23 protein-coding genes and 2 pseudogenes are annotated in these 26744 nt (G+C 62.8%); 8 read left to right on the forward strand and 17 right to left on the reverse strand.

Annotated features, from left to right (window positions below):
• Positions 1-70: 70 nt before the first annotated feature.
• From FJ423_RS08920 to FJ423_RS08935, 4 genes and pseudogenes are all read right to left on the reverse strand, one after another.
• Positions 71-718, reverse strand: a complete 648-nt coding sequence (locus FJ423_RS08920) for a class I SAM-dependent methyltransferase (protein ID WP_140840897.1) — start codon at positions 716-718, stop codon at positions 71-73.
• 38 nt (positions 719-756) lie between these two features.
• On the reverse strand, positions 757-1815 hold the full coding sequence (locus FJ423_RS08925) for an aminopeptidase (RefSeq protein WP_140840899.1): 1059 nt from the start codon (positions 1813-1815) through the stop codon (positions 757-759).
• Positions 1816-1934: 119 nt separating this feature from the next.
• Positions 1935-2123, reverse strand: a pseudogene (locus FJ423_RS08930) (hypothetical protein); the annotation flags it as partial.
• 157 nt (positions 2124-2280) lie between these two features.
• Positions 2281-3030 carry a DUF899 family protein gene (locus tag FJ423_RS08935; RefSeq protein WP_140840901.1) on the reverse strand — a complete coding sequence of 250 codons (750 nt, stop codon included), beginning with the start codon at positions 3028-3030 and terminating at the stop codon, positions 2281-2283.
• Positions 3031-3150: 120 nt separating this feature from the next.
• On the opposite strand from FJ423_RS08935, the gene FJ423_RS08940 reads away from it, so the two are divergent.
• The 3 genes from FJ423_RS08940 to FJ423_RS08950 all read left to right on the forward strand — a co-directional run bounded on the left by FJ423_RS08940 (position 3151) and on the right by FJ423_RS08950 (position 6147).
• Positions 3151-4371 carry a helix-turn-helix domain-containing protein gene (locus FJ423_RS08940; protein WP_140840903.1) on the forward strand — a complete coding sequence of 407 codons (1221 nt, stop codon included), beginning with the start codon at positions 3151-3153 and terminating at the stop codon, positions 4369-4371.
• Between the two features lie 33 nt (positions 4372-4404).
• The gene (locus tag FJ423_RS08945) at positions 4405-5409 is read left to right on the forward strand and encodes an NAD(P)-dependent alcohol dehydrogenase (protein WP_140840905.1); all 1005 of its coding nucleotides are present in this window, start codon (positions 4405-4407) and stop codon (positions 5407-5409) included.
• A gap of 96 nt (positions 5410-5505) precedes the next feature.
• Positions 5506-6147, forward strand: coding sequence for a DUF5074 domain-containing protein (locus FJ423_RS08950; protein ID WP_140840907.1), 642 nt, complete (start codon positions 5506-5508; stop codon positions 6145-6147).
• A 25-nt stretch (positions 6148-6172) separates the two neighbouring features.
• Here the strand turns inward: FJ423_RS08950 and FJ423_RS08955 are convergent, their stop codons facing one another.
• The 3 genes from FJ423_RS08955 to FJ423_RS08965 form a co-directional block, all read right to left on the reverse strand.
• Complete coding sequence (locus FJ423_RS08955) at positions 6173-7261, reverse strand: acyltransferase family protein (protein ID WP_140840909.1); 1089 nt, start codon at positions 7259-7261, stop codon at positions 6173-6175.
• Positions 7262-7368: 107 nt separating this feature from the next.
• Positions 7369-8631: an MFS transporter gene (locus FJ423_RS08960; RefSeq protein WP_246680112.1), complete on the reverse strand. Its 1263-nt coding sequence runs from the start codon at positions 8629-8631 to the stop codon at positions 7369-7371.
• Positions 8628-9359 (reverse strand): MBL fold metallo-hydrolase, encoded by a 732-nt coding sequence (locus tag FJ423_RS08965; RefSeq protein ID WP_140840913.1) that lies wholly within the window; start codon positions 9357-9359, stop codon positions 8628-8630. The genes FJ423_RS08960 and FJ423_RS08965 overlap by 4 nt, the downstream gene beginning before the upstream one ends.
• Positions 9360-9466: 107 nt before the next feature.
• Here FJ423_RS08965 and FJ423_RS08970 point away from each other — a divergent pair, with 107 nt between their 5' ends.
• Complete coding sequence (locus FJ423_RS08970; protein WP_140840915.1) at positions 9467-10132, forward strand: metalloregulator ArsR/SmtB family transcription factor; 666 nt, start codon at positions 9467-9469, stop codon at positions 10130-10132.
• 169 nt (positions 10133-10301) lie between these two features.
• Here the strand turns inward: FJ423_RS08970 and FJ423_RS34095 are convergent.
• The 8 genes and pseudogenes from FJ423_RS34095 to efp form a co-directional block, all read right to left on the reverse strand.
• A pseudogene (locus tag FJ423_RS34095) lies at positions 10302-10462 on the reverse strand (DUF899 domain-containing protein); the annotation flags it as partial.
• 32 nt (positions 10463-10494) lie between these two features.
• Positions 10495-10878: a VOC family protein gene (locus FJ423_RS08980; protein ID WP_140840917.1), complete on the reverse strand. Its 384-nt coding sequence runs from the start codon at positions 10876-10878 to the stop codon at positions 10495-10497.
• Between the two features lie 225 nt (positions 10879-11103).
• Positions 11104-12606, reverse strand: a complete 1503-nt coding sequence (locus FJ423_RS08985; protein ID WP_140840919.1) for a winged helix-turn-helix domain-containing protein — start codon at positions 12604-12606, stop codon at positions 11104-11106.
• A gap of 175 nt (positions 12607-12781) precedes the next feature.
• Positions 12782-13990 carry a calcium-binding protein gene (locus FJ423_RS08990; protein ID WP_181174755.1) on the reverse strand — a complete coding sequence of 403 codons (1209 nt, stop codon included), beginning with the start codon at positions 13988-13990 and terminating at the stop codon, positions 12782-12784.
• Between the two features lie 444 nt (positions 13991-14434).
• Positions 14435-15703: a calcium-binding protein gene (locus FJ423_RS08995; RefSeq protein WP_140840923.1), complete on the reverse strand. Its 1269-nt coding sequence runs from the start codon at positions 15701-15703 to the stop codon at positions 14435-14437.
• A gap of 151 nt (positions 15704-15854) precedes the next feature.
• Positions 15855-17186, reverse strand: a complete 1332-nt coding sequence (locus tag FJ423_RS09000) for an HlyD family type I secretion periplasmic adaptor subunit (protein WP_181174766.1) — start codon at positions 17184-17186, stop codon at positions 15855-15857.
• 26 nt (positions 17187-17212) lie between these two features.
• The gene (locus FJ423_RS09005; RefSeq protein ID WP_246680113.1) at positions 17213-18916 is read right to left on the reverse strand and encodes a type I secretion system permease/ATPase; all 1704 of its coding nucleotides are present in this window, start codon (positions 18914-18916) and stop codon (positions 17213-17215) included.
• Positions 18917-19329: 413 nt separating this feature from the next.
• Positions 19330-19899 (reverse strand): elongation factor P, encoded by a 570-nt coding sequence (efp, locus tag FJ423_RS09010; protein ID WP_140840929.1) that lies wholly within the window; start codon positions 19897-19899, stop codon positions 19330-19332.
• 129 nt (positions 19900-20028) lie between these two features.
• Here efp and epmA point away from each other — a divergent pair, with 129 nt between their 5' ends.
• Complete coding sequence (gene epmA, locus FJ423_RS09015; RefSeq protein ID WP_140840931.1) at positions 20029-21069, forward strand: EF-P lysine aminoacylase EpmA; 1041 nt, start codon at positions 20029-20031, stop codon at positions 21067-21069.
• A gap of 2 nt (positions 21070-21071) precedes the next feature.
• Here epmA and FJ423_RS09020 read toward each other — a convergent pair whose 3' ends face one another.
• A complete protein-coding gene (locus FJ423_RS09020) occupies positions 21072-22178 on the reverse strand; it encodes a glycosyltransferase family A protein (RefSeq protein WP_140840933.1) in 1107 nt (368 codons plus the stop codon).
• The gene (locus tag FJ423_RS09025; protein WP_181174756.1) at positions 22175-23893 is read right to left on the reverse strand and encodes a glycosyltransferase; all 1719 of its coding nucleotides are present in this window, start codon (positions 23891-23893) and stop codon (positions 22175-22177) included. The genes FJ423_RS09020 and FJ423_RS09025 overlap by 4 nt, the downstream gene beginning before the upstream one ends.
• A 386-nt stretch (positions 23894-24279) precedes the next feature.
• Here FJ423_RS09025 and FJ423_RS09030 point away from each other — a divergent pair, with 386 nt between their 5' ends.
• The 3 genes from FJ423_RS09030 to FJ423_RS09040 all read left to right on the forward strand — a co-directional run bounded on the left by FJ423_RS09030 (position 24280) and on the right by FJ423_RS09040 (position 26743).
• Positions 24280-25626 (forward strand): TldD/PmbA family protein, encoded by a 1347-nt coding sequence (locus FJ423_RS09030; protein ID WP_140840937.1) that lies wholly within the window; start codon positions 24280-24282, stop codon positions 25624-25626.
• A complete protein-coding gene (locus tag FJ423_RS09035; protein WP_140840939.1) occupies positions 25613-26422 on the forward strand; it encodes a 3'(2'),5'-bisphosphate nucleotidase CysQ in 810 nt (269 codons plus the stop codon). Before FJ423_RS09030 ends, FJ423_RS09035 begins: the two co-directional genes overlap by 14 nt.
• Before the next feature lie 75 nt (positions 26423-26497).
• Entirely contained in the window at positions 26498-26743 is a 246-nt protein-coding gene (locus tag FJ423_RS09040) for a DUF4170 domain-containing protein (protein ID WP_041002569.1), read from the forward strand.
• Position 26744: the final 1 nt, after the last annotated feature.

Genomic DNA, 26744 nt, shown 5'->3' on the forward strand with positions numbered 1-26744 from the left:
TATCGCCGCTCAGCGGTCACGGGTCGGCACAGTGTCGCGGCGCGCTAGAGCCGGCGGCAAGGCCGCCGGCCTAGAGCTTCCTGAAAAAACCCGACAGAATGTTCGGACCTGCTTCGCCTGGCCGTAGCCTGATCCCGTCCTCGAAGCAGTTCAGCGTCACGCATTCGAAACCGTTGGCCGCGAGGAGCGCCACCAGCGAGTCGCGGTCGAAGTGATGCAGGTGCTCGTTGGGCAGACGCATGCGCCATTTGGCGAACCACGCGTCGCCCTCGGTGCCGAGCTCGCGCCAGCGGCAATAGGGGACGGCGACAGCCAGGTGGCGGGCCTGAAGCCGGGAAAGGAAGCCGAGATCGGGGATGTGCTCCAGCACGTCGAACATGGCGACGAGGTCCCAGGCGCCGGCGAGCGCCTCATCCCAATCGACGAAGCGGACACCCTTGGGCAGTGGGAATTCAGCGATATCGCAGCCGGCGCAATCGGCGACGCCGGTTATCTTCGCGGCTTCGATGAACGTGCCCGTGCCATATCCGATTTCCAGCACGGAACGAGGAATCTCGCCGGTGATGCCAAGCACCCAGCCAAGCCGCTGATAACCGAGCTTGATGGTCCGGTCGCTCAGGTCTTCATAATAGGAGATGTATTTCTTGTCGTATTTGATCGGTGTAAAGTCGATCTGGTGGATCACGCCGAACCTGTCCACCTCATAATTATCCAACATTTTCCGCGCGGCCTCCGGATGCCGAATTCCTTATAAGGTCAATTGCACGCAGCCACGGTTCTAAGCGCTTCGGCTCGGGAAGGTGCGGGCAACTTTCCGATCCGTCGAACAGAAGCGTAGAACCTCGGGTAGTCGCCGGAGCACAAGTCGAACAAGCGAAGAAACGCCGGGACCTGTTCGCCGTAGACAGCGGTCGCGGCGAGCTTTGCGTTGTTGATAGGGCTATCGAACCAGGCATCGTATCCCCGGTATCCAGCCCATCGCCTGTCGCGCATTTGCCGGTAGCGCATCCGCAGCCTGTCGATGGCGGCTGCTTTGGCGGCCGCCATCTGCTGCGGGCTGCGGGGACTTCCATAGACCTGCCTCAGCTCTTCCCGGGTTTTCGATAGCAGTCCGAGAAATTCCGCCTTGCGCTTGCGGTCGATTTCGTAGCTGCGCAATCCGGCGCGATTGCCGGTGGCGCGGAGCCATTTCCTCGTACCGGTGGTTTCGACGGAAACCGCGAAAGCCTCGTTGAATGCGGAGTCGCCGTTCACATAGACTTTCTGATGCGCCAACTCATGGAAAATAAGGCTTGCGAGATAGGTGTCGTCCTGACGCAGCATGGTGCTGAGCAGCGGATCGCTGAACCAGCCCAGCGTGGAATATGCGGTGACGCCCGACACATAGACGTCCAGCCCCTGCCGCTGCAGTTCAGCAGCACTTTCGAGCGCGTCTTTGCGCGAAAAATATCCCTTGTAGGGAACGCAGCCGAAGACTGGAAAGCACCAAGTTATCGGCGCAAGCGAGAATTGCGGCGCAGCAAACACGGCCAAGGTCACATTGTTCCGACCGACGTCGACATAACTGCGGTAGCTGTTGTTATCAGGCAGCGCCAGCTCTTCCGTGGCAAAGCGGCGTATGGCGCTGGCGGAGGTCAATTTGGCGCGCAACGCCTGTGGCGTCGACGGATCGCGGATAAGTCTTCCAACGTTCTTGCGCGCGGCCATGATCTCGACATGGCCCTCCAACGACTGCGCGTAGTAGGAAATGCTGGTGCATCCAGTCACGCCGGACGCCAGGATCGCCGCGGCAAGCAATCGAAAAACGCGCTTCACAGCCTGCCCACCGCCTGCCCGTCTCCCATGGAGCAAATGTCTGCTCCCGTGTCTCAGGCGCGCCTATTTTCGTCAAGACCTGGAGGGGCAGGGTCGGACCTTAGATTGCTGAGCAGCCATCACCCCCGCCGCGCCGCCAGCCGCAGCCACGGCGCCAGATGGAACGCTGCCATCAACAGATACATCGGCACCATGCCGCTGAGCGCCGAGGCGCCCGACATGCACATCATGTCCTGGCCGCCATAGGCCGCCGTGAGCAGCGCCATCGTGGCGAAGGTAGGAGTCGCGGCGAGGCAAAGCCAGTCGGCGAGGCCGAAGCCGATCAGGCCGTTTGGGCGCGGGGCAGGATTGTCGATGCTCATGATATCCACCTTCTGATGCGGGGCAGGGTTCGAGCCCGTTGGAACAAGCACGAGGCGATCGGCTCCGGCGGCGCGCGGTTGCGCCGCCGGAACCGCTTCACGCTCAGGCGTTCTTGTTGCGGAACGCCGCTTCGCCGGCATCCGAGACTTCGACCCATCTCTGGTCGGGGGCGGCGCCTTCCCCGTAATTGTCGTGCCAGTTCCACCATTTGTAGGTCTGGGTCTGCGGATAGCCCTCGGGCGAATCCTCCCATACCTCCTGGCGGCCGAGCGGGGTGACGTCGAGATAGCTCCAGACAGTGCCAAAGGCTTCGTCGCCGCGGTTGTTGACGAAATAAGTGCGGAAGATGCGCTTGCCGTCATGGATGAAGACGTTGTGGCCATGCCATTCGTCGACGCCGAAATCCTTATCCCAGCTGTCGGTGATGGTGTACCAGGGCATCTTCCAGTCCATGCGCTGCTTCAGCCGCTGGATGTCGGCCTGTGGCGCGCGCGAGGCATAGGCAAGCGTGGTGTCGCGGGCGTTGAGATGGGCGAGGTTGCCGACCTGGTCGGCGCCGAGCGAGCAGCCGCGGCACGCATGTTCTGGCCAGCCATAGACGCCGGGCTCGAAGAAGGCGCGGTAGACGACGAGCTGGCGGCGGCCTTCGAACAGGTCGAGCAGGCTCATCTTGCCGTTCGGGCCTTCGAACACATAGTCCTTCTTGACTTCCATCCACGGCATGCGGCGGCGTTCGGCGGCCAAAGCGTCGCGGGCGCGGGTGAGCGCCTTTTCCTTCACGAGCATCTCTTCATAGGCGCCTTCCCACGCTTCCTGCGAAACGACCAGCGGTGTCTTCATATGTTGGGTCATTGCTCTTGTCCCGTTCTTGGGTTTGGTTGGGGTGACGAGGACAGACATAGGACAGCGCACTGCGATGGTGAGAGTTACAAGTGTGACGCGATTTGCTGCGGCGGGCGCTGAGACGGTGGCATGGATTCGCTGATCAATGCCGCCGGCCGCGCGCTTGCCGCGGGCGATCCGCTCGGCGCCTTGAAGCGCGTCGCGCTGCGCGACGATGCGCCGGCGCTGGCCCTGCGCGGCATCGCGATGGCGCAGCTCGGCGATTTCGCCAAGGCCAAGGCACTGCTGAAGGACGCCGCCCGCGCCTTCAGTCCGAGGGAGGCGGTGGCGCGCGCCCGCTGCATCGTCGCCGAGGCCGAGATCGCGCTGGTCTCGCGCGACCTCGGCTGGCCGGAGAAAGCGCTGCGTGCCGCAAGGGCGACGCTTCAATCGCATGGTGATCGCTTGAACGCCGCTTATGCGGGCAGCCTCGAGGCGAGGCGCCTTATCCTGATCGGCCGGCTCGATGAGGCCGAGCGTTTGCTGTCGGACTTCGATCCGGCGCCGCTGCCGCCGGTGGCGCGCGTTGCGCACGAACTGGCCGCGGCCGGCATCGCGGTCCGGCGCCTGAGGACGAAGGCGGCGCGCTCGGCCTTCGGCCGCGCATCGCTTGCCGCCTATCAAGCCAACATCCCAGCATTGAAGGCCGAAGTGGAAGCGGCATCCCTGGTTCTGAACACGCCGGTCGGCCGGCTGATCGCGCGCGGCACGGAGAAGGAGCTGCTGCTCGACGAAGTCGAGGCGTTGCTGACCTCGGGCGCGCTGGTCATCGATGCTTGCCGCAACGTCCTGCGCGAAACCGATGCGGTCGTTTCGCTTGCGACCCGGCCGGTGCTGTTCGCGCTGGCGCGCACGCTTGCCGAGGCGTGGCCGGCCGACGCATCGCGCGAGACGCTGCTTAAGCGCGCCTTCCGGGCGAAGCACGCCGATGAATCGCATCGTGCGCGGCTCAGGGTCGAGATGGGGCGGCTCCGCGCCGAGCTCGCCGGCTTGGCCGAGATCAATGCGACCGCCGGCGGCTTTGCGTTGACGCCGCTGAACGCCGCCGAGATCGTCGTGCTGGCGCCGCCTGTCGAGGATGAGCATGGCGCGGTGCTTGCCTTCCTGACCGATGGCGAGGCCTGGTCGAGCTCGGCGCTGGCGATCGCGCTTGGCGCCAGCGCGCGCACCGTGCAGCGGGCGCTGGAGCAGTTGTCGGCCGAGCACAAGGTGCAGGCGGTGGGCCGCGGCCGGGCGCGCCGCTGGATGATGCCGCCGGTCACCGGATTCCCGACTGTCTTGTTACTCCCCGGTCCGCTGCCGAGCGACTAGTTTGCCGGTACTCGGCATCGAGGGAGAGACGTCATGAAACTGATCAGATTAAGAGCGCCCGGCGGCCTGGAACAACTCTCGTTGGTCGAGGAGGATCGGCCCGAGCCCGGACCGGGCGAGTTGCTGGTCCGAATCCGGGCATGCTCGCTGAACTTCCACGACAGCATGGTTGCAACGGGCAAGAAGCCCTGCGCCGACGGCCGCATTCCGCTGTCCGATGGTGCTGGCGAGGTGATTGCCGTCGGAGAGGGCGTCGACGCATTCGAGACCGGCGATGCCGTTGTCAGCTGTTATTGGCCCAATTGGCTTGGTGGCGAGGCTACGCCCGCCACCAAGCAGGGTGAACTGGGCGATGATGTCGATGGCTATGCAAGGGAATATGCCTCGATGCCGTGGCATGCTTTCACGAAAGCGCCGGCGGGTTACACCCATGTGGAGGCGGCTACACTCAGTTGCGCCGGAGTAACCGCCTGGAGGGGCCTGGTGGTGTGCGGTCAGGTGAGGCCCGGCGATACGGTGCTGGTCCTCGGCGCGGGCAGCGTGTCGTTGTTCGCGCTGCAGTTCGCCAAGATGGCGGGCGCCCGTGTCATCGCGACATCTTCCTCCGATGACAAGCTCGAAAAGCTCAGGCGGCTCGGCGCCGATCATCTTATCAACTACAAGGCCGTGCCGGACTGGGGGCGGAAGGCCAGGGACCTGAGCGATGGACGCGGTGTCGATCACGTGGTCGAGGTCGGCGGCCCCGGCACGCTGGCGCAGTCGATAACGGCCTGCAGGATGGGCGGCCACATCGCGCTGATCGGCGTGTTGACCGGCTTTGCCGCAGAAGTGTCGATCCCGGCGCTGTTTTCCAATCAGATCCGCATCAATGGAATTTCCATCGGCAGCAGAGCTGACCAGGAAGATATGATCCGGGCGATAACGGCCAACGGCCTGAGGCCTGTTATCGGCCGCAGCTTTCCGCTGCTCGATATTGCCTCGGCTTTCCGGGCGTATGGGAGCCAGAAGCATTTCGGCAAAGTCTGCATCGAGCTTTGAGGCGGTTCATAAATTCCCGACTGTGTTGTTGCTCCCCGGGTTGCAGCAGAGCGGCTAAAGTCGAAGCTGACACAAGGGACCGATGAGGATTGGAAGATGAAAAGAGCCGCTGCCGAAATCCTGCGCGAATATGGACCCTTTCCGGACGCCGAGCGCGTCAATGGCGTCACCTACGATGGCAAGAATGTCTGGTTTGCCACCGGCGACAAGTTGAAGGCCCTCGACCCGGAGAGTGGCACCATCGTGCAATCGATCGACGTCGCCTCGCATGCCGGAACCGCTTTCGACGGCGAGCACCTCTACCAGATCGCCGAGGATCGCATTCACAAGGTCGACCCAAAGACCGGCGAGGTCGTCGCCACCATTCCCGCGCCGGGCAATGGCGGCGATTCAGGTATGGCCTGGGCCGAAGGTTCGCTCTGGGTCGGCGAATACAGGGCCCATAAGATCCACCAGATCGATCCTGAAACGGGCGAGGTGATCCGTAGCATCGAGTCGAAACGCGTCGTCACCGGCGTCACCTGGATCGACGGCGAACTCTGGCATGCCACTTGGGAAGGTGAGGAGGGCGATCTGCTGCGCATCGATCCCGAGACGGGTGACGTGCTGCAGGAGGTAGCAATGCCCTCCGGTGTGTCGGGACTGGAATCCGATGGCGACGGCTGCTTCTTCTGCGGCGGCGGCAGCAGCGGCAAGATCAGGGCCGTGCGCCGGCCGGGATACGACGCTGGCAAATAACGGATGGCCGGAACGGGCGGCCCGGTCAGGCCGCCTCGCGTGCCGGCCGGGTCATGGGCTTGCCGGAGGCCTTGGCAGCTGTCGGCCTGTCGAAATGCGCCCAGGCCGGCCGCTCGAACAGGAAGGTGCCGAAGCCGACGCGCTGGACGATGAAGTAGAGCACCACCGGGCTTATGACCGAGACCAGCAGCACCGCCAGGCTCAGCATGCCGGTATCGGTCAGGAGACCGCTCGCCAGCATGACGCCCCGGAAGATCGACATCGGGATGGTGAAGGCGACATAGACGACCAGCGAATGCTCGCCGAGCCAGCGCAGCCATTCCATGGAAGCGAATTTCGACAGGAAACCGCCGGCAACGCAGAGCGCCACGGCGCCGGCGACGGCAAGCGACAGATGCAGCGGCGGCCATGCCGCCAATCCCATCTGCATGCCGACCGGCTGCATCGCATAGCCCGGCGAATAGACGAGCAGGCCGTTGACGATCGCCCAGGCGAGCAGGCCGAGAACGGCGATCGCCGGCCGTGCCTGCGTCCACTCCACCAGCCGGAATATCGGCGGCGCGAGCACGAAGCCGAGATAGAAGAACACGAAATAGGCCGCGAACTGCTCAAGCGCGTAGCTGTCCGGCTTCGGCGCCCACATTTGCAGCGCAGCCGCAGCCAAGATGACGACCCAGTGCGGCACGCGAAGCTCGCGCAGCACGCGGATGACGATCCCGAACACCGCCAGCATGTAGATGAACCACAACACGCCGTATGGCTGGACGGCGGCCATCGCGAGATCATGCAGCATGCCGGCGGGGTCGCGGCTGAAGATGCCGATCTTCAGTCCGATCGAGATGATCGCCCAAAGCACGTAGAAATAGAGGTAGTGGACGACGCGGCGGTCGATATAGCGCCGCCATGGACGGTCGATCACCTGCGACAGGAACAGGCCCGAGATCAGGAAGAATTCCGGCATCCGGAACGGCGTCGCGAAGCCGATGACATAATGCAGGAAGCCGACGCCGCCGGTGTATTCACCGGTGTTGTAGGCGGCATACATCATTACCACCAGGATAATGGAAAGGCCTTTTGCCGTATCCACCCACGGCATGCGGTTCGGGTTGCTCATGAACGATCTCGAGGAAATGTACCTGATCAGATTGTAGCGGACAGGCACATCCCGCGCAGCATCAAGCTTCCATTAACGTAAACACGGCCTTCGTTTCCGAGGCGGTCTCAACGATCGCCCGATGTCGGAACCACGGTGGCGGAACGCGGCTCGCGCATCGTCACCGCGACGATCGCGCCCGACAGGAAGGTCAATGCGGCAATGGCCGCGATCGCCGCAACGAAGCCGAAGAAGTCGGCGATCAGGCCGGCGGACAGCGCCCCGATCGCATAGCCGAGGTCGCGCCAGAAGCGATAGACGCTGAGCGAGCGCGCCCGCCAGGAAGGGTGCGATGCGTCCGACACCGCCGCGATCAGGCACGGATAGACCATTGCCGTGCCGAGGCCGAGCAAAAGGCTGGCCAGCAGCCACCAGCCGAATTCGCGCGTCATGGCGGTGGTGAGAAGCCCCGCCGCCTGCACCCACATGCCGGCGACGATCAGCCCCTTGCGGCCCCAGCGGTCGCTCAACGGCCCGGTCGCGACCTGGAGGATGCCCCACACCGCCGGATAGACCGCCTTGAGGATGCCGATGCGCTCGATGCCGAGCCCATTGGCAACGAAGAAGAGCGGAAACAGCCCCCAACTCATGCCGTCGTTGAGGTTGTTCACCAGGCCGGCCTGCGAGGCTGCGAACAAATTGCGATCCCCGAACGTGGTCAGCATGAAGATCTCCCGGAAGCTGAGCGGGGAAGCTTGTCTTGGATGGTTGGCCAGTTCCAGCCGCAGATGCTCGCGCGTGTCGCGCACGAGCAGGATCGACAGCGCCGCACCCAGGATCGCGTAGCCGGCGCCGAGATAGATCGGCACGGGACGAAAGCCGTAGCGGCTCGCCAGATAGCCGGTCAGGAAAGCGGTGACGCCGACGGCGAGGTAGCCGGCGAACTCGTTGAGGCCGACGGCGAGCCCGCGCGACTTCGGCCCGACCAGATCGACCTTCATGATCACCGTCATCGACCAGGCGAAGCCCTGGTTGATGCCGAGCAGCGCGTTGGCGGCGACGATCCATCCCCAGCTCGGCGCCCAGATGATGATGAAGGGCACCGGCAGGCCGAATAGCCAACCGAGGATCAGCACGCGCTTGCGACCCCACCTGTCGGCAAGCTGGCCGGAGACGAGATTGGCGCAGGCCTTGACCACGCCGAAGCTGACGATGAAGGAGACGACCAGCGTGGTTGACGCCACGCCAAACTCCTCCGCGCCGATCAGCGGCACCACGGTCCGCTCGATGCCGACCATGCCGCCGACGAAGGCGTTGATCAGCACCAGGAGCGAAAACTGCTTCCAGTTGGCCTTGAGGCCGAGCGCGACGGCAGACGCCGCTATGTTCAAGATTTCGCTCCGGCGTTGACGGCCCGGGTCCGGGCGGCCTGCGGCGGCGGGGGAGGGATGTCGGCGGTCATGGCTGCGACGAACTCACCCTCATCCTCGATGCGGAACGCCTTGTTGAAGCGTCGCTCGAAGCCGATGGTCGATGTCGGCTTACCGCTCAGCGAGCGGCCGCAGACCGAGCCCGAATAGGCGCCGGGCAGCACCTCGATATGGTCCGGCAGCTCCTTCAGCCGCCGCACGCTGGCATAAAGCGCACGCGCCCCGTCCTCGGCGCTTGAAGCAAGCTCCGTGCGGCCGAGATCGCCGACCATCAGCGTGTGCCCGGTGAGCACGAACCAAGGTTCGGCCGACCGCGTCCGGTCGGTGACCAACAGGCTCAGATGCTCCGGCGTATGGCCCGGTGTATGCAAGACCGTCGCCGTGACATTGCCGAGCTCGAGCACCTCGCCATCCTTGACACGCCGGAACGGGAAGCCTGCTTCGGCCCCCTCGAACAGCACGTATTCCGCGCCCGTCGCCTCGGCCAGCGAGCGTCCGGCCGAGATGTGGTCGGCATGGATATGCGTGTCGACGACATAGAGGATGCGCATGCCGGTCGCGCGCGCCGCATCGACATAGGGCGCGATGTCGCCGACCGGGTCGACCACGGCCGCGGAAGCCTTGCCGCCGCAGCCGAACAGATAGGAGGCGGCAACCGGATCGTTGTGCAGGAACTGCCTGAGAATCATCGCCTTTTTCCCGAACGAGCGGCTGCGCCCAGGGACAGCCGCTCTGCTTGACAGCAATGGTCGAAACAGTCATTCAATTATTCCATTGAATGACGGCAGAAAGGTCGATGTCAATCCGCAATCCGAAACAGGCGTTGTACGAGCAGTTCGCGATCGTCGCCAAGGCGCTCGGGCATCCGCTGCGCCTGGAAGTGATCGAGCATCTGGCGCAAGGCGCGCGCAGCGTCGAGGCGCTCGCGGCGAAGCTCGGCCGGCCCGTCGCCAACATCTCGCAGCATCTGCAGGCGCTGCGCCGCGCCGGCATCGTCTCGGCCGAGCGCGACGGCAAGTTCGTGCATTATTCGCTCGCCGATGACAGCGTGCTTTCCGCCTTCGCCGCCGTGCGCGGCGTTGCCGAGCGGCAGCTCGCCGAGGTCGATCGCATCGTGCGCGGCTATTTCGACGCGCGCGACGACATGCGGCCGGTCACGCGCGACGAGCTTGAGAGGCTGATGCGCGACGGACTAGTGACGCTGATCGACGTCCGCCCGGCAGACGAGTTCGCGCTCGGCCATGTGCCGGGCGCCATCAATGTGCCGCTGGGGAAAGTCAGGGCCTGGTCGGCCGACGCCGCTATCGGCCGCGAAATCGTCGCCTATTGCCGCGGCCCGTGGTGCGTGATGTCCTTCGAGGCGGTCGCGGCGCTGCGCGCGCTCGGGCATGCCGCGCGCCGGCTGGAGGACGGCATGCCGGAATGGAAAGCCGCCGGCCTGCCGGTGGAAGTGGTTGCCTGATCGTGGCCAGTTGGACAGCGCCGAACGCTCGCGCGTCGACGTGCCACTGAGCGCCAGTTGCAGACGCTTGATGACAACATCGCGAATGCCTTAAGCGGAGCCGTGAGCGGATTGGCAGGTCTCCACCCTTTTCCGCAACGCCAGACTCCTGGCCAACCATCTCGACCGCTTAGTAGGTGACCTTCGGGTACCAGTCGGTCCCGCGACCTTCCGGCGCCCAGTCCAGGACGTTCCACAGCATCATCAAGTCCGGCTCGGTTGTCGGGTCTTTGCCTGGATCGGCTGACTCGAAACCTAGCTCCGCCCCCCGAAGTGCCGAATGGTTCCGTCGTGCGATACCCAGACTGTCGTATAAACGCACTTTATTGCTCTTCGTAGAGTTCCAACGGCAATCCATCCGGGTCGCTAAAGAAGGTGAAGCGCCGATCCGTATATGGGTCGATCCGGATTGGCTCTACGGCAACGCCGGCGGCTTCCAGGCGCGCGACTACGAGGTCAAGGTTCCCCACGGCAAACGCCAAGTGCCGCAGCCCTGTCGCCTCTGGATAAGACGGCCGCGGCGCTGGGGCCGGGAAGGAAAACAATTCCAGCTGGGCGGACCCGATCCGCAGGTCGGCCTTCCAGGACTGCCGCTCCTCGCGATAGACCTCGCGGATCAGGTCCAGGCCGAGAAGCTCGACATAGAACCGTCGCGACCGATCGTAGTCGGTGCAGATAAGCGCGACGTGGTGAATGGCGTCCAGCATCTTCGAACTCTAGCCAAGCTGGGCCTTGGGGCCAAGGTCACCACGTTGTTGCTGTCATCGCTGGCAGGATCGCCTTATCGCTTTTGGTCAGAGCCTAACATCCAGACGGCGGGCAACCGTGCTGACCGTGGCTCGCTTGGTCGCAGGCGGGCCTGCTGTCCTGCGGGGCATCAGGATCGTCCGCGTGTTTACCAAAGTCGAAATAGGCTGGGATCGTAGAGACGTTCACACGGGAAAACCGGCCTTTCTGAAGCCCGACGTGAAAAGCTCAAGGGCGACTTGATCGGTGAACGGGAGACCTGAAATCAGCCGGATGGTCAGCTCGTGTTTCCTTGTCAGTGCTTCCTCGACCTCAGCGCGCGCCTTCTCCATCTCGCCCAAATGTGCGTATGACGCTGCGAGGAAGGCATGGATGAAGAAATGGTCACCGGCCTTCCGATACGAAGCGACAGCTTCCGAGTACCTTCCAAGCAGGAACAGAGAGCTGCCCTTCACCTCCCAGAACCACACCGGAGGTAATGGCTCGCGCAGGAGCGCGGTTTCGAGCACATTGAGCGCCGCCTCGGCCCGTCCGCCGTAATTGAGCCAGCTTGCGTAATCCCCCGCAATATTCACGTCTAGCGGGTTCAACGAGCGCGCTCGCTCAAAATGCACTCCGGCATCGCTATGCTGGCGCATGTGTGTAAGCACCAGCCCCATGCTCTGGTGACAGACGCCATCGCTTCTGTCGACAGAGAGCGCCGTCCGTGCCGAGTCCCAGGCTTTCTGTAGCGTCCGCGGATCGTTGTCGTACCAAAATCTGCCGACGAGGGCCTGCGCGAGGAAGGCGTGGGCTTGAGCGAATGTCGGATCGAGATCCACGGACCGAACGAAGAGGGGCTCGGACTTTTGCAGTTCATATCGGTAAAAGTGCGCGCGCCCCTGCAGGTAGTAGTCGTATGCATCCCAATCGGCGGGTGGCTTGCGTCTGGTACGGGTCGCCGATTCCGCCTCCGCTTGCCCTTCGACCATCGAGGCGATAAGCGCCGCAACCTCGTCTTGTAACGCGAAGATGTCGTTAAGGGCCCGATCGTAGCGTTGGGCCCATAGATGGGTGCCGGTGGCGGCGTCGATCAGCTGTGTGGTGATCCGAATGCGATCACCGAGTTTTCTTATGCTGCCTTCGACGAGATAGCGAACTCCGAGTTTGCGGTGTACTTCGGCAATGTCCATTGCCAAATGGCGAAACTGAAAAGACGAATTGCGCGCGATGACGAGGAGGGAGCGAAACCTGGCCAACTCCGTGATTATGTCCTCGGTTATGCCGTCGCTGAGATACTGCTGGTCCTGATCGCCGCCCAGATTGGCAAAAGGCAGCACCGCGATCGAAGGCTTGCCGGACGGCGGTATCGTTTTGTAGGGCGCGCTCGCCACCGGCTTGATAGTCCCGGTGAAGCGGTAGCCGACGCGAGGCACCGTGGCGATCCACTCACCGCCATTATCAGTCGGACCGAGAGCCTTTCTTAGTGTCGCGATTTGAACGGTAAGGTTGCCTTCCTCGACGGCGGTTCCCGGCCAGACAGCGTCCAACAGCTCGGCCTTGGTCAGGATCTCGCCGGGCCGTGCCGCAAGCGCAGCAAGCAGCGTCAGTCCACGATGCCCAACAGCGACCGGGATCTCCTCTCTAAGGAGCGTCCCGATGTCGGGGTCGAGTACGAACGGACCAAAAGCGATGCGAGTCCCGTGCATGCAGGCATAGTAGACGTTTCGGTATTTTCGGAACAGTTCCGGCGCCGCGCAAATCTAACGGCGAACTTTCCGGGAAAGTGCGTCATCAATTTGCTATGGCGCAACTCTGCTCATGGCGCCGGCGCTGCCAGAATTGGCGCTCGTACTCCACTGCAAGTTTTACAGGCGCAACTTTCTACGCGAAGAGGAAGTCTGATTCAGTGATGTGAGCTGCCGCCGTCTCGCCCACCGCCACGTTTAGGTCGATTGTACCGGCGTCGTCGCTGAAACCGACAATGAGCCCGCTGCTTCCGGTGTCGACTTTCACCACTGCTCCTTCGGCGGATATGTTGTGTGCGTGAAGATAGTCGAGAGCTGCCTGAGAGGAGGCGAAAGTTCCGCTAGTACCGGGAGCGTCGTTAAGGATCAAAGCGACGTGCCGCGATTCATGCAGATCGATTTTATCCTCGCCATGCTTGAATCCCTGGATGGTGTCCTGAACGGTCGCCGATGATTCGCCCGAGAAGAAGACAAAGGTGTCCCGGGCGCCGTCCCCGGTGGTGATGCCGTTGTTCGCCGACATCCAGTCCGCGCCTGCGCCGCCGAGGATGATGTCGGCGCCTTTGCCGCCATAGATGGTGTCGTTCTGGTCTCCACCCAATATCAAGTCATTCCCGGCATCGCCGTATAGGGTGTTGGTACCGCGACTATCTTCTACCACGTCATCGCCTGCACCGCCGTGGATAGTGTCGTTACCGCTGGTGGGGGAGGTGGCGGTGTCGTCGCCGTAGAGGGTATCGTTGCCGGCGCCGCCCTCGATATAGTCGTCCCCGGCGTTGCCGAAGATCGTGTCGTCGCCGGCACCGCCGTAGAGTGTGTCGTTCGTGTCGCCGGGAGTGTGATCCTGACCGTCGCTCGGGCGAATCCCGCTGCCGCCGTAGATAGTGTCGTCCCCGGTGCCGCCGTGAATCACGTCGCTGTCGATCCCGCCTCGGAGCGTGTCGTTGTCAGCGCCGCCATTGATCGTGTCGTTGCCGGCACCGCCGTCGAGAAGATCATCCCCGGCCCCGCCGGTGATAAAATCGTTGCCGTCATCGCCGTTGAGGGCGTCGGCACTGGCGCCGCCGTGGAGGAAATCGTTGCCGGGGCCACCGGAAAATAGGTTGGTGAGATCGTCACCGATCATTCGGTCGGAGAAAGCCGAACCGAACCAGGTGCCGGTGTATGTGAAGTCGGTGGTGTATGCGGTCCCGCCGGCGAAATAAGCTGCCTCGTTGGTGACTGTCGCGCTCGGCGGGATGTTCTCTTCGAATTGGACTGTGTGGGTGTGCAGATTCAGATCGACACTCGCCGTCGACTGCGAGAAATCCGGGCCGACTGATACTAAGACTGGCTTTTTAGTCATGGTATTCATCTCCCTGTTGTGCACAAGATTGTGCGCGTTGTGGCGCTACACTGCGGATATGAAATATGTGTCTTTGGTCTGGGTTCCCCTTGTTGTGAAAAGGATGCGTACGGAGCTGTTGAAGATTTCATTTCTCGCGCAATGAGCGACGGATATTTTGCGTGAGCGGTTCGGCAAGATATGCCAGCACGGTGCGGGTGCCGGTCTTGAACATGGCCTCGCTCGACATACCCGGCAGCAGACTTTGTCCACGCCGCCGAGCCCGTCGGAGATTTGGAAGCCGTCTGTATTATCGTCGCCCGAGGCCGAGGTGTATGGAGGCGGCTAGGTCGGCTCTGATACCGCTTCGGGCCCCCTAAACCGCGCACTCCCTACCTCTGTCCGCATACGTGTATCCCACTAGAGGTGTTGGGGGGCGACTTGTGCGCCGCCCCTCACTGTAGGTTACACCAGAGCGCCGAAGAGGAAGTCCGCCTGTGTGATATGCGCCGCCGCCGACGCGCTTACCGACACGTTGAGGTCGAGAGTGCCGGCGTCGTCGCTAAAACTGACGAGGTCGACGGCAGAACCGTCGATGACCTTTACTACTGTACTCTCGACAGAGAGATTGTGCGCGTGGAGGTAATCGATAGCCGACTGTGCCGAGTTAAAGGTGGGGCCTTGCAGGAACGCGGTGTCGTGAGTGTCCCTCAGGTCGAACTTATCGTCACCGTGTTTGAAGTCGGTGATGACGTCATGTTGGCCGGCGACGAAGGTGTGGCTGTGGAAGACGAAGGTGTCGTTACCCGCGCCGCCCGTCAGGGTGTCGCTGCCGGAATTGATCGAGAAATTTGCCCTACCCCCTTCGATGGTGTCGTTGCCGGCCCCACCGTTGATAGTGTCGTCACCGATAAACCCGACGATGGTGTCGTTGCCCCCGTCACCGTACAGGAAGTTAGCTCTGCCGGACGGGAGAAACATGACGTCACCTTCGATATAATCATCACCGGCACCGCCGTGGATGGTGTCGGTGCTGTTGTGATTCATAGCGCCGTTGTCGCCGTAGAGGGTGTCGTTGCCGGCCCCGCCGTTGATAATGTCCTGGCCCTCGCTGCCGGTGATGGTGTCGTTGCCAGCGTCGCCATTGAAAATGCCGCCGTCACGGCCGGCCCTGATAAAATCGTTGCCGCCACCGCCATTGACTATGTCGACTCCGGGGGAGTAGTGGGCTTGGCTGTCGTCACTGGTATAGATGGCGTCATCACCGGCCCCGCCGTTGATGATATCGTTACCGTCACCGGCTCTGATAAAGTCGTTACCGTCACCACCTTTGATGGTGTCGTCGCCGGCGTTGCCGTAGAGGGAATCGTCGCCGGCGTCACCGGCAATAGAATCGCTACCGTCACCGCCTTCAATCCAATCGTCACCGCCGCCGCCGTACATGAAATCGTTGCCGCCGCCGCCGAGAAGATGGTTGAGGAGATCGTCGCCGATCATTCGGTCTGAGAATTCCGAGCCGGTGTAAACACGGAGATAATCCCCGGTGGGGTTGGTGAAGTCGGTGGTGTAGGCGATGCCGTTACTGCCGGCGAAGTAAGCGGACTCGTCGACGACTGTCGCGCTCGGGGGATTCTCTTCGAGCTGCACTGTGTGGTTATGCAAGTTCAGGTCGACGCTGGCCGCTGACAGTGAGAAATCGGGGCCGATTGTTATAATTACTGGATTTTTCGCCACGGTATTTCCTCCCTACTGCACACACAATTGTGCCATTTATAACTCTATAGCGTGGGTATGGACATAAATGAGCGAGGTGGAGACTTGTGTCTTTAATCTGGATCCTCCCTTGTTGTGACATGGATACGCACGTGAGCCACTGATGTTTGCATTATTTCTCACGCAATGAGCGACGGATGTTTTGCGTGAGCGGTTCGGCGAGATAAGCCAGCGCGGTGCGGGTGCCGGTCTTGATCATGGCCTCGCTCGACATGCCCGGCAGCAGCCTGGGACCGTCAAGCTTGGCCAATTCGCTCTTGTCGATCACCACCGTTGCGGCGAAGTAAGGAGCGTTCGTGCGCTCATCCACCAATCGATCGGCCGACACCGTTTCCACAACTCCGCTGAGCTGCGGCAGGTTGTATTTGGCGAAGGCCGGGAAGCTGACATAGGCTGTCTGGCCAGGGGCGATCGTCTCGACGTCCTCGGGCTTGACCATTGTCTCGACAACCAGCTTCTCGCCGAGCGGGACGACCGTCATCAGCGTGTCGCCGGGTTTCACCACTCCGCCCGCCGTGTGAACTTTCACGTCCATCACGATTCCGTCGACGGGGGCGGTGATGTCGGTGCGCTTGAGGACATCCTCGGCCGCGCGCGCTTGCTGCCGGAAGTCGAACAGCTCCGCTTCGACCTTGCTCAATTCGTCAACTGACTCGTTCAACTGTTGAGTTGTAAGGTTGAGGATTTGCATGTCGATCTCGGCGATAGAGCTGCGGGCGCGGGCGATCGATGCGACATTCGTGGCGCGTTCTCCCTCGGTCTGGCGTTGTTGCTGGGTGAGTGTCAGGTTGCGTTCGCGGGTGGTGAGCCCCTTACTGAGCAAAGTCTCGAGGTCTTTGTTCTCATTCGCGAATGCCGCGATCCGCTTGTCCTCGGTCGCGATAAGCTGTTGCAGTCCGGTAATTTGCTCGGCGGTCTGCTGGCGGCGTTCGTCGAGGATTGCCTTCTCGTCCTTTAGGTTGCGGTGCTTCGCGTTGAAGACGTCACGTTGGGTGGCCACCGCGTCCTTGACGGCAGGGTCCGGGTTGTCGAGCAATGCCTGGTCGAACTCGATCGTGTCCTTGCCGTCGCGTTCGGCCCGGAGACGGGCGACGAGCGCCTCTCGTGTGGCGATCTTGTTTTGGATCGAGTCCAGTTGAGCCTTGGCTTGCGTGTGGTCGAGGCGGACGAGGACTTTGCCTTTCTTGACGACATCGCCGTTGACGGCGTCCAGTTCGGCGATAATGCCGCCCTCGAGGTGCTGGATGAGTTTGCGGTCGCCGTCGACCTTGACCACTCCGGTCGTCACCGCCGCGCTGTCGAGCGGTGCCAGGGCCGCCCAGCCGCCGGCCACGCCGAAGAACAGGAACATGATTGAGAAACCGGCGTTCGTGACGGCTCTGAGACGGAGCGGTTGCAACGTCGGCGGGGGTGGCAGTGGCTGGGGGAGAGCGACTATGTTCATATCGTCGTCTGCTGGGTTTGCGCGGGTCATGACGTGACCGCCGTGACGTGATTGGTGTTGGGCAGCTGGGCCACTCTCCTGGCGCGGGCGGCGAGTTCGTTGAAGACCGTGTCACGCGCCCCGAATAATTCTTGTCTGCCCTGATTGAGCACCAGCACCTTGTCGACTTTCTCCATGATGCCTGGGCGGTGCGCGATTAGGATCATCGTGGTGCCCGTCGCCTTGACCGCGCCGATCACGGCCATCAGGGCGTCTTCGCCCTCGCGATCGAGGTTGGAATTCGGCTCGTCCAGGATGATGAGTGTCGGATCGCCGTAGAGTGCCCGCGCCAGCCCGATTCGTTGGCGCTGTCCGCCTGACAGCGATGCGCCTGAATCCCCTACTTGAGTTTCGTAGCCTTTCGGCAAGCCCTTGATCAATTCGTGAACGCCCGCCAGTTGCGCGGCCTTGATCACGCTGTTGAAGACCGCGGGACTGAGCTTCGCGAAGCGGGCGATGTTCTCGGTGATCGTGCCGGCGAACAACTCGATGTCCTGCGGCAAATACCCGACGTGCCGACCACGGTCCTCGGCGGGCCACTCGGCGACGTCCATGCCGTCGAGCAAAGCGCGACCGGCCGATGGGCGCCAAGCGCCGGCGAGAACGCGGGCCAGGCTTGTCTTGCCGGATGCGCTCGGGCCGATGAGCGCCATCACTTCACCGGGCTTGAGTTGGAAACTCACGCCTTTCAAGACAGGCTCGCCGCCACCCTGCCGGGCGAGGACAATAGTCTCTGCCTCGACCTTTCCTTGTGGGCGTGGCAAAGACCACACTGCTTTGGCCTCAGGGCGTTGGCCGACAAACGCGGTAAGACGCTTGTAAGCGGCGCGTGCCCCGAGCGTCGCCTTCCAGGTGCTGATCGCTTGCTCCACGGGGGCCAGCGCGCGACCCATCAAGATTGAGGATGAGATCATGATGCCGGGAGAGGCCTCGTTTTGCAGCACCAGGTAAGAGCCGAGGCCGAGCACCGCCATTTGCAAGGCCATCCGCCAGAAACGTGCGATAGACGCGATGGCGCTGGCGCGGTTGCCGGCGGCGACTTGTCCGGCGCTCGCTTCATCCTGCTGCTCTTGCCAACTGTCGAGCAACGGCCGCAGCATGCCCATGGCCTGGACGACCTCGGCGTTGCGGACTGCCGACTCGGCTTGGGTGAAAGCCCGTGCCTGCGCGTTGCCGGCCTCTGTCAGCGGTTTGCGGGTGGCGAGTTCGTTGAGCAATGCCAGCGCAAACAACACGCACCCGCCGGCCAGCGCCAACCAGCCGAGCCACGGATGCATGAAGAAGATGGCGATGAAGAAGATTGGCGCCCACGGTGCGTCGAGAATTGGGTAGATGCTCGGGCTGGTGAAGAAATTCCGCACTTGGTCGAGATCGCGTAGAGACCGCGTGCTGCCTTGACCCGGCGCGGCGGCCGACTGCTCTACTGACGCGGTCAACAGGACTGGGGCCAGCCTCGAGTTCATCCAGGCGCCTACTGTTGACAGCAGGCGGGCGCGTACCATTTCGAGCCCTGCCATTGTCAGGATCGCCGCGCAGCCGATCAACGACAACGCTGCTAAAGTTTCCACGCTGTGGCTGGACAGCACCCGGTGGTAGACTTGAAGCATGTAGAACGAGCTGGTGAGCATCAGTATATTGATGCCGCCGCTGAACCAGATAAGCGGCGTTATGGCGCGTTTGGCCTCTTTCATCACTGCCTGCAAAGCAGGAGCCTGTTTGTTGCTTATTTGCATGACGGCGACCGCGCCCGTTCCGCGCGCCGCACGCTATCTTGCTTTTTGGCCTCTGAAATCCATCAAAGGAATGATGCGGCGATACAAGCGTGCCTCGCCTTTCGCTAAACGTTCGGGGGTAACTGCCTTTGATAAAACCGCAGCGTGCGCTGGGTATTTGGGCAATCAGCAGATGCCCATGAGGCGGCGCGGGCCTTTGGTGCCAACACTATTTCAGCTTTCGGGTGTCGGCATTCGTGGTTCGCGCGGCTGAAGTGAGGCGTAAGCGATCGTCCGCAGGCGAAACTGGCGGATACGGGTCAAAAAAGCCAACTATGTGTAATTGCAGGCCCGCCTGTGCTCAGGCGAGCCACTTCAATCGCCCTAAAATCTCAGTCCTTGGCGCGCTCGACGTAAGAACCGTCGGCGGTCATCACCACCACGCGCGTGCCGGCCGAGATATGTGGCGGCACGGCTGTGCGCACGCCGTTGGAGAGTATCGCCGGCTTATAGGACGAAGACGCCGTCTGGCCCTTGGTCACCGGCTCGGTGTCGACCACCTCGAAGGTGGCGCGCTGCGGCAGCACCAGCGAGATCGGCACGCCGTTGAACTGCGCGAGCTGCACGGCCATGCCTTCCTGCAGATAGGGCGCCATGTCGCCGACCACGGCTTCCGAGGCCACGACCTGATCGTAGCTTTCCGGGTTCATGAAGTGAAAACCTTCGCCGTCGGAATAGAGGAAGGTGTGCTCGCGCTCCTCGACATAGGCGCGCTCGACCATTTCGGTCGTACGGTAGCGCTCCGAGATCTTCACGCCGTCGCCGATGCGGCGCATGTCGAGCTGGGTCACCGGCGTGCCCTTGCCAGGGTGGATGTTTTCGGCAAAGAGGATGACATACAGCTTGCCGTCCTTATCGACGACGTTGCCTTTGCGTAAGGAACTGGCGATGACCTTGACCACGATATTCGATCCCGTTCGAGTTTTTCGGCCTGCAAGCGTCGATTTCCGCGAAGCGGCGACGGCGGCCATCGCGTGCGCCCTAGCGCATCTTGCGCCGAACCGCCAGCCTGTCGGGCGATTTTCCTGCCCATGACCGCCGCTTCGCCCTGGTGGACGCCGCATATCCACGCCGACCGCCGGCCCCGGCTGATGGCGCGCAATGCCATCGCCGCCGCCCTGCGCGGCTGGTTCGCGCAGCGCGATTTCGTCGAGGTGACGACCTCGGCCCTGCAAGTTTCGCCGGGCAACGAGGCGCATCTCGCCGCCTTCGCCACCGAGGCGATCGGGCCCGACGCATTGCGCCGGCAGCTCTATCTGCATACCTCGCCCGAATTCGCCTGCAAGAAGCTGCTCGCCGCTGGCGAGGAACGCATCTTCAGCCTCGGCCCGGTCTGGCGCAACCGCGAGCGCGGGCCGCTGCACCACCCCGAGTTCACCATGCTCGAATGGTACCGCGTCGGCGATACAGTTGAGCGTCTGATGGCCGACTGCGCCGAATTCCTGGCGCTCGCCGCGGAAAAAGCCGGCGCTAAGAGTTTCCGTTTTCGCGGCCGCGAGGCCGATCCGTTCGCCGAGCCGGAGCGGCTGAGCGTGGCGGAGGCTTTCCTGCGCCACGCCGGCATCGACCTGCTCGCGACCGTATCGGCCGACGGCAGCACCGACCGCGACGCCCTTCACGAGGCACTGGTCCGCGCCGGCCTGCGCACTGCGCCCGACGACAACTGGGCCGACCTGTTCAGCCGGGTGATGGTCGAAAAAGTCGAGCCGGTGCTTGGGCAGGGGCGGGCCACCATCTTATACGGCTATCCGATTTCGGAAGCGGCGCTCGCCCGGCCGAGCGCTGAAGATCCGCGCGTCGCCGAGCGCTTCGAGCTCTATTGCTGCGGCGTCGAGCTTGCCAACGCCTTCGGCGAGCTGACCGATGCGGCCGAACAGCGCCGCCGCTTCGCCGCCGAGATGGATGAGAAAGAGCGCGTCTATGGCGAGCGCTATCCGCTGGACGAGGATTTTCTTGCCGCTTTGGCCATCATGCCGCAAGCCAGCGGCTCGGCCCTCGGCTTCGACCGGCTGGTGATGCTGGCAACAGGGGCCGCAAGGGTCGACGACGTGATCTGGGCGCCGGTGGCGTGATTTTAGCCGCCGTCGGCCCTCGAGTCAGGTCGGGATTTTCTCTGACCCTGCAAGGCCAGGAATTGCTTATAGCCTTTGCGCCCCATGCGAGCGCGTAACGCCTCGCGCGTCTCGGCCTCTCCGCATGCTGCCAGGATCTCGTCGAAGTGATCAGCCAAAATATCCTGAATTGCAGGGTCGTTGAAATATGCCTTCAACGAAATCCCGTCCGGCACGCTGGGAGCATCCATCAGGGTCCAGAAAGCATGTCCGTGTGTCGACACAAAATCCCGGGCACGTGAGGCCAGTTCGCGCACCATAGCACTTCGCCGCACGCGCGAACGCTGATGGGCGGCTTTGCTGAATGTCCTCAAGTTCGGCAAGGAGGGCTGCGCGCCATGCACGTTGCCTCCGTGAATTCGGTAGGCCGAAAGCGGAAGGTCTATGCAGGCCGAACCAGCCAAGGCATGCACGAACGGCATGAAATAATTGTCGGTCGCGGCATTGCCGACCACAGCCAGGGATGGCTTGCATCGGACGAGATAATGCCGCTTGTACATGTTCGCCGTACCAGGCGACCAGTGCCAGCCGGGTTCGTGAGGCTCTATCACCGTGGACTGTTGCCAGAGCAGCTCGCGCTCCCGTCGTTCCAGAATCATGTGATCTGAGTGTGAACGGTCGGGATCAAGGGGGCTGCCCACTCTGCGGTGCAGCAACCATGCGAAACCAGAAGACAGCGGCCGCCCGGCATGATCGGTTTCAAGAACGCCGCCCGACGTGGCGCCGATCGTCGGGCAATCGCAATGAAGCTGAGCGTGAAAGGCCGCGAAGTTCGCGAACAGGAAATCGTCGGCGTCAACGATACAGACCAATTCGCCCGCCAGGCGATCCAGAACGTGAAGGAACGCGCCCATCTGGTGCAGGTTGTCATCCAGACATTCAAACGCCAGCCTGGGGTCGGTATTCTCGAATCGCGCGATGACATCGCGGCTGTCGTCGGTCGAGGCGTTGTCGAGGACAACGCATTCGAACTCGGCGTAATCCTGCGACAGAACGCTCGATATCGCCTGGCCGACATACTGGCCGTAATTGTGGTTGATGATGACGAAGCTGATCTTCGGCGCGGTCATTGTCGCTTCCGTCCGATCCTCAGAAAGATGCGGACATCGCGGAACAGCGACTTCGAGAGGACGCGCATTGGAATTCGGCCTCCGAAACCGGCTCTGAGGATGGATCTTGCCTGGGCTCCAGAAAACCGGGCCAGCACCTCTCTGCTGAACCTCCTGGCACCGAAAACAGACCTCAATTGCAGCGCGTTGCGCTTGAATATCTCGACCGCGATCTCGTCGCTGAAATAGTCGCGCAACCTGTCGGGGTTTTCTCGTGTGACCCGGTCCACGACCGGCCAGAACTCGCCCCCTAAAAGCCAGTCGAACCTTTCGCTTCCTTCGATCAGATACTTGACGCTTTCATATGTGAATTTCCGCAATTTGGCCGCGTATTCCCTGGTCCCGGTGCGAATGCCCTCCACGCTTTCGCCGGTGGCGAAATAATTGCTTGAATGCAGGCGATAGCCGGACAAGGGCATGTCGATCAACGCGCTGCCGGCAACCGCATGGCATATTGTATTGAAATAGCCGTCGGCCGACGTCATCCAGGGTTTGCTGCCATCGTCCAACCGCAGCAGATGCAGGACCGAGGTGCGGAACATGTTGGCGCTGCCCGGCGCCCAGAACCAGCCGACGTGCGCACGCGGTATGGTCGCCGTGCTGGCGTCGAGAAGCCGGTATTGCGACGGGGAGACGGTCGGCAGTCGCAGCACGGTCCGCTCACCTCGCAGGCCTCGCTGCGCGCCCGGTCTGTTCAGCCGGAGTTGCTGGTACGAGGCCGTCAGGGCTGCGCCTGTCGAGTCCATCTCTGCGACGTTGGCCGAAGTGAAGCCGACGCTTCGTTGCAATGCCATATGCACCTGGATGTGCGTTGAAGCGTAGTTGTCGAACAGCACGTCGTCCGCGTCCACGAAGGTGACGAATCCGCCGTTCACCTTGTCCAGAGCCCACAGCGCGGCGCCGAGCTGGCCGTGGTTCTGCGCCAGCGTCTCGACCCGGAAACGTGGATCGCCTTCGACATGCCGGGCAATCACCTGCGCGCTGTCATCGGTCGAGCCGTTGTTGATGACGATGCACTCGAAATGCGGATAGTCCTGTCTGCGTATGGAATCGATCGTCGCGCCGACATAGCTGCCGTAATTCCAGTTGATGACGACGAAGCTGACCAGCGGCGGCGACAGCGCGCCGCCGGCGAGCCCGTCAATGTCCCGGCCGGCGATCGTGAATGACTTGGCCGCGACGATCTCGCTCTTGCGAATGACGATCTGCTGGCCCCGGTGCAACAGCTCGTATTCCCCGGCGACCTGGCTCAGGAAAGCTTCTATCCCTGCCTGGGGACGCCTGGCCATCGGCAGATCCGGCCTCCACCGGTAATCGTCCAGGATCATGACACCGTCATTGTCGAGCACGTCCCAGGCCAGTCGGGCATCGCTGTAAACGGAGGTGGCGGAATGGTCGCCATCGACATAGACCACGTCATACAGCCGTCCTTCGCCGGCAAGGCCTGGCAGGATCGTCAACGAATGGCCTTTGCGTTTCTCGACCCGGCCGGCGAAGCGCTTGAGGTTGCGGTCGAAGCGTCGTTCGACCTCGGCCATATCAGATTCATGCTTCGAGCCAGGCTCGAGATGCTCTTCGCTGCCCTGGAAGCTATCCACGCAGGTAATGCGGGATTTTGGCAGGAATTGCAGGAAAAAAAGCGCGGAACGCCCCTCGAACGAGCCGATTTCGAGCACAGCCGTCGCCGTGCCGGCCTTGTCGCCGAGAAGCTCCTCCCAAAGCTTCAGGTGATGGGAGGTCCAGTCATGGGTAAACTCTCCGTCGACAAAATAATCCATCCTTCCCCCATTAGCCCGGCGCTGAAGCGCGCGCGGCCAAGCCCATTTCGTCAGAACGAGACACTGTTCCAGCGATCGGAACCCCTTCCGGTCGCTTTGGACGATTTGGCCGCGGTATCCTGATTGTCCTGAGCCCATTGCACAAGCGGCAATGGAACAATAGATGGTGCATGAGCATCCAGCAGATAGTGCGTGAGCATCCGCAGACGGTGCGTGAGCATCAATGGATGGGTGCGGGCGTGATCCCGACCTGACAGACTGCGTGAACAGACAGGAACAACCGCATGACCGATAAGCTCGACGCAGCGAAATTGACCGATCGCGTCGCGGCGCTCGTCGAGGCCGCCAGGCGCGCCGGCGCCGATGCGGCCGACGCGGTGGCGGTGCGCGGCCGTTCGGCCGGCGTGTCGGTTCGGCTAGGCAAGGTCGAAGGCACCGAATCGTCGGAGAGCGAGGACGTGTCGCTGCGCGTCTTCATCGGCCAGCGTGTGGCGAGCGTCTCGGCCACCGCCGCCGCATCCGACCCGAAGGCGCTCGCCGAGCGTGCCGTGGCGATGGCCAGGGTTTCGCCCGAAGACCCGTTCCAGGGCCTCGCCGATCCCGCGCTGCTCGCGCGCAATTTGCGCGATCTCGACCTCTTTGACCCGACAGAGGTATCGGCAGACGAGCTGAAGGAAGCTGCACTTGCCGCCGAAGCGGCCGCGTTGGCCGTCAAGGGCGTCACCAATTCCTCGGGCAGCAGCGCCGGCGCCGGCTTGGGCGGCCTGGTTCTCGCCACATCGCATGGCTTTGTCGGCCAGTACGTCGCCTCGCGTTTCTCGCGCTCGACCAGCGTCATTGCGGGTGAGGGAACGGCGATGGAGCGCGACTACGAATTCTCGTCGCGCCAGCATTTCGCCGACCTCGACACGCCGGAAGAGATCGGCCGCAAGGCGGGCGAACGTACCGTTCGCCGCCTCGGCGCCCGCAAGGCGAAGACCGGCCCGGTCGACGTAGTGTTCGATCCGCGCGTCGCGCGCGGCATTGCCGGCCATCTCGCCGGCGCCATCAACGGCGCCGCGGTCGCCCGCAAGACCAGCTTCCTGCGCGACATGATGGGCAAGCAGGTGGCGTCGGCCGCGATCACCGTCACCGACGAGCCTTTGCGGCGGCGCGGCCAGGCCTCGCGCCCCTTCGATGGCGAGGGCATCGAGGGCGAGAAGCTGCTGATGGTCGAGAAGGGCATCTTGAATCACTGGTTCCTGTCCACCTCGGCCGCGCGCGAGCTCGGCCTTGTCACCAACGGGCGCGGCTCGCGCAGCGGCTCGTCGGTTTCGCCGTCCTCGACCAACCTTGCCATCGAGCCCGGCGAGCGCTCGCCGGAAGATCTGATCGCGTCGTTGAAGAGCGGCTTCTATGTCACCGAGGTATTCGGCCAGGGCGTCGACATGGTGACCGGCGAATACAGCCGCGGCGCTTCCGGCTACTGGATCGAGAACGGCGCATTGGCCTATCCGGTCGCCGAGGTGACGATCGCCTCGAACCTGAAGGCCATGTTCCTCAACATGGTTCCGGCGAACGATCTCGACCGCAATTTCGGCACCGCGGCGCCGACGCTCCTGATCGAAGGGATGACCCTTGCCGGCGCTTGACCAATTGACCTCGAGCGAGGCCCGCGACGACCTCGCTTTGCTGCGCGACGCCGCCCGTGAGGCCGGCGCCATCGCCATGGGCTATTTCGGCAAGAACCCGCAGGTGTGGATGAAGGGCGGCACCTCGCCGGTGAGCGAGGCCGATCACGCCGCCGATACCTACCTGCGCGAGACCTTGCTCCGGCTGCGTCCGGATTATGGCTGGCTGTCGGAGGAGACCGCCGATGACCATGCCAGGCTGTCGGCCCGCCGCACCTTCGTGGTCGACCCGATCGACGGCACGCGCGGCTTTCTCGACGGCCTGCATTCCTGGTGTGTCAGCGTCGCAGTGGTCGAGAACGGGCGCTCGCTCGCCGGCGTGCTCGAATGCCCGGCCAAACGCGAGACCTATTGGGCGCTGCCGGGCGAGGGCGCCTATCTCAATGACAAGCGCATCTATGTGCGCCCGCTGGGCGAAAGCGTCGATATCGGCGGACCCAAGCCGCTGGTCGACTTGATGCCGCCGGCATGGCAGGACAGGCTGCGGCGGACGGCCTACATCCCTTCGCTTGCCTATCGGCTGGCGATGATCGCCGCCGGAAAGCTCGATGCGACCTTCGTCAAGCCGAGCGCGCATGACTGGGACATCGCCGCCGCAGACCTCATCCTTGCCGAGGCGGGCGGAGCATTGCTCGACCGCACCGGCAAGCCGCCGCGCTATGCCGGCGAGGTGATCAACCATGGTGCGCTCGCCGCAGGCAGCGGCGAGCTGCTCGGCGTGCTCGCCAGGGTGATCGCGGGGATTGACCAAGGGTGAGTCGGCCCGCAGTTCCAAAATCGGCTGCTTTGGGCTAAACGTTTCACAAAACTCATGAATCTGTGAAGGATCGGCATGGCCGTGGAAGACGGAAAGAAGCAGCTTTTGCACCTGGTGTTCGGTGGCGAGCTGAAAAAGCTGGGTGGAACCGAGTTTCGCGACCTGGACGCGCTCGACATTGTCGGCATCTATCCCGACTATCAATCGGCGCACGCCGCCTGGAAGGCGAAGGCGCAGGCAAGTGTCGACAATGCTCATATGCGCTATTTCGTTGTTCATCTGCACCGCTTGCTCGATCCAGAATCGAAGGTCGGCGGTTGAC

This window comes from Mesorhizobium sp. B2-8-9, assembly GCF_006439475.1.
Classification (GTDB): Bacteria; Pseudomonadota; Alphaproteobacteria; order Rhizobiales; family Rhizobiaceae; genus Mesorhizobium.

Excerpts from the sequence above, each read along its gene's own strand:
- FJ423_RS08990 (WP_181174755.1), bottom strand. The coding sequence starts at position 13,990 with ATGACTAAAAAGCCAGTCTTAGTATCAGTCGGCCCGGATTTCTCGCAG.
- FJ423_RS09005 (WP_246680113.1), bottom strand. The coding sequence starts at position 18,916 with ATGAAAGAGGCCAAACGCGCCATAACGCCGCTTATCTGGTTCAGCGGC.
- FJ423_RS08935 (WP_140840901.1), bottom strand. The coding sequence starts at position 3,030 with ATGACCCAACATATGAAGACACCGCTGGTCGTTTCGCAGGAAGCGTGG.
- FJ423_RS09030 (WP_140840937.1), top strand. The coding sequence starts at position 24,280 with ATGACCGATAAGCTCGACGCAGCGAAATTGACCGATCGCGTCGCGGCG.
- FJ423_RS08920 (WP_140840897.1), bottom strand. The coding sequence starts at position 718 with ATGTTGGATAATTATGAGGTGGACAGGTTCGGCGTGATCCACCAGATC.
- FJ423_RS08945 (WP_140840905.1), top strand. The coding sequence starts at position 4,405 with ATGAAACTGATCAGATTAAGAGCGCCCGGCGGCCTGGAACAACTCTCG.
- FJ423_RS08980 (WP_140840917.1), bottom strand. The coding sequence starts at position 10,878 with ATGCTGGACGCCATTCACCACGTCGCGCTTATCTGCACCGACTACGAT.
- epmA (WP_140840931.1), top strand. The coding sequence starts at position 20,029 with ATGACCGCCGCTTCGCCCTGGTGGACGCCGCATATCCACGCCGACCGC.
- FJ423_RS09000 (WP_181174766.1), bottom strand. The coding sequence starts at position 17,186 with ATGAACATAGTCGCTCTCCCCCAGCCACTGCCACCCCCGCCGACGTTG.
- FJ423_RS08970 (WP_140840915.1), top strand. The coding sequence starts at position 9,467 with ATGTCAATCCGCAATCCGAAACAGGCGTTGTACGAGCAGTTCGCGATC.
- FJ423_RS09040 (WP_041002569.1), top strand. The coding sequence starts at position 26,498 with ATGGCCGTGGAAGACGGAAAGAAGCAGCTTTTGCACCTGGTGTTCGGT.
- FJ423_RS08955 (WP_140840909.1), bottom strand. The coding sequence starts at position 7,261 with ATGAGCAACCCGAACCGCATGCCGTGGGTGGATACGGCAAAAGGCCTT.
- FJ423_RS08965 (WP_140840913.1), bottom strand. The coding sequence starts at position 9,359 with ATGATTCTCAGGCAGTTCCTGCACAACGATCCGGTTGCCGCCTCCTAT.
- FJ423_RS09020 (WP_140840933.1), bottom strand. The coding sequence starts at position 22,178 with ATGACCGCGCCGAAGATCAGCTTCGTCATCATCAACCACAATTACGGC.
- FJ423_RS08985 (WP_140840919.1), bottom strand. The coding sequence starts at position 12,606 with ATGCACGGGACTCGCATCGCTTTTGGTCCGTTCGTACTCGACCCCGAC.
- FJ423_RS08940 (WP_140840903.1), top strand. The coding sequence starts at position 3,151 with ATGGATTCGCTGATCAATGCCGCCGGCCGCGCGCTTGCCGCGGGCGAT.
- FJ423_RS08950 (WP_140840907.1), top strand. The coding sequence starts at position 5,506 with ATGAAAAGAGCCGCTGCCGAAATCCTGCGCGAATATGGACCCTTTCCG.